General features: G+C 45.3%; 2 protein-coding genes. Both read left to right on the plus strand.

The genetic code is table 11. From position 1 onward, the window contains the following. Positions 1-161: 161 nt before the first annotated feature. The gene (locus tag AC1DUA_RS33755; RefSeq protein WP_477503895.1) at positions 162-1,808 is read left to right on the plus strand and encodes an ABC transporter permease; all 1,647 of its coding nucleotides are present in this window, start codon (positions 162-164) and stop codon (positions 1,806-1,808) included. A gap of 12 nt (positions 1,809-1,820) precedes the next feature. Beyond that, positions 1,821-2,448, plus strand: a 628-nt coding sequence (locus tag AC1DUA_RS33760) for an ABC transporter ATP-binding protein (RefSeq protein ID WP_477503896.1), incomplete at its 3' end; no start/stop codon positions are given.

A 2,448-nucleotide genomic window follows, 5' to 3' on the forward strand; every position in this document is an offset into this window, starting at 1 on the left:
CTATGACAGAGATAAAGCTGCTCAGATGAAAGCAGATGTTGTGAAGAAATTTACTGAAATGACAGGCAAATAATGTTGTAAAGGAAACAGCTTGTACACCTCCTCCTGCGGCCAATTGGCGGGGGGAGGTGCATGCTTATAACCGAAAGGTGTGGAAAGTCTTGATTTCATCTACTGTCAAAGATACCTGGTCGGAAATAAAGAGGTTGCGGAAGGATCCTGTCCTAGCTTTGGGCGTTGTAGCAATCATCGTGATCACATGTTTTTTTGTCATTTTGCCCATTCTGAAGGTGCTAAGCTTTACTCGACCAGAGGACTATTTTAAATTCTTTACATTTTCTAGATGGTACCATGCAGCTTTGAATAGTTTATTCATGACAGTTATCTCAACCGTTTCCTGTACGGTCATTGCTTTTGTTTTTGCCTATACGATTACAAGACTGAAGGTTCCATGCAAAGGACTTTTTAAATTTATAACGATATTGCCGATTGTTTCACCTCCTTTCATTGTCGCCTTATCCTATATCCTGCTCTTCGGCAGACAGGGAATCATTTCAAAATATGTGCTGCACGTTAATATAGATGTTTACGGCTGGCATGGGCTTTGGCTAGTTCAAACGATGACTTTTTTCCCATATGCTTATGCGGTCATTCACGGTGTATTGAAATCAACCTCCACCAATCTGGAGTATGCGGCTTATAATCTCGGAGCCTCCCATTGGCAAGTATTTAAACAAGTATTTCTTCCCCTCTGTAGGCCGGGTATTGCAGGCGGAGCATTGATTACAGCAATGAACGTCTTGGCCGACTTTGGGAATCCCATGATCATAGCTGGGAACTTCACTGTTCTTCCAACAGAGGCGTATATGCAAATGTCAGGGATGTTCGATTTAAATTCAGCTGCTGTGCTCTCAACCGCGTTGTTAGTGCCTGCACTTGGTCTATTTGTTTGGAACAGAGCCTGGGTAGGCAAACGTTCTTACGTCTCTGTTACTGGAAAAGAAACTTCCCTGGAACATTTTCCGTTGCCCTTTGCGGTTAAATGGGGGTTATTTGCTTTCTGTATGCTCGTTACACTCATCGTTCTCGCGGTCTATGGGGTTCTGTTCTACGGGGCTTTCACAAAAACATGGGGATTCGACTGGTCCTTCACGCTGCAAAATTTACTTTATGTGGAGGCTAAGGGGAGAGAAATCTTTAACAGCTTGAAATTCGCTTTGCTTGCTTCAATAGCGGCTGGATTCTTTGCCCTGCCACTAGCTTATATCGTTCAAAGGAAGCGTGTAGGTATCAACCGACTGCTTGATTTCTTGGCGATATTGCCGGGGGCTGTGCCGGGTGTATTCCTAGGACTTGGCTTTGCAATGGCCTTTAATGAGAAACCGCTGCTGCTTTCGGGGACTTCACTCATTATGGTTCTTGCTCTCATGTTCTGGAATTTACCGACCTGCTATAGCGCCAGTCTGGCCGGTCTTCAACAGATCAGCGGAGCGCTGGAAGAAGCTTCACTTAATCTCGGTGCAAACAACTTCACTACGTTCAGGAAAATTGTGCTTCCTTTGTTGAAAGGACCGTTCATCTCGGGAATTGTCGTATCTTTTCTGCGATCCGTTACTTGTTTAAGCGTTATTATTTTCATTTATTCAGCGAAAACTTCCGTAGGTACCGTGTCCATTCTTGGATTAGTGCAGAACGGAGCCTGGGGAAGTGCATCGGCCTTTACGGTTGTGCTGATTTCCATCGCATTCGTTGTGCTGCTGTTAGCACAGGTTTTCTTGAAGAAGCAGGGCAGATCGATAGAACTATAAGTGGAGGAAATCATGAACACGGAGAAACCGATGATCCAAATTTCTAATGTTTCAAAAAGCTTTGGGGACTTCGACGCCATCAGTCAAGTGTCTCTCGACATTCCGGCAGGCAGCTTCACGACTCTCCTGGGACCAAGCGGTTGCGGCAAAACGACGTTAATGCGGCTAATAGCCGGATTCTACGAGCCGGATGCCGGTCACATTTATATCGAAGGTAAAAATATGAATGAGCTGCCTGTATTTAAGCGGAATACGCCGCTTGTTTTTCAGGAATATGCCCTATTCCCTCATATGACGGTATACGAGAATATATCTTACGGATTAAAGCTGCAGCGGCCAACTCGGCAAGAAGTGAAGGACAAAGTCGAGGCCATGTTGACTATGTTCGGACTTCAAGGACTGCAAGGCAGGTTTCCCAGAGAGTTAAGCGGAGGACAACAGCAGCGCGTTGCCTTTGCAAGGGCGCTCGTTATGGGGCAGAAGGTACTTCTGATGGATGAACCGCTTAGTAATTTGGATGCCAAGATGAGAGTGGAAGTGAGAGACGAACTTAGGGAGCTGCAGCAACGATTAGGCATTACGGCTATTTTTGTTACACATGATCAAGATGAAGCTTTATCTATCTCGGATCGAATCGCTG

The sequence above is a fragment of the Paenibacillus sp. 01T422 genome, assembly GCF_056398785.1.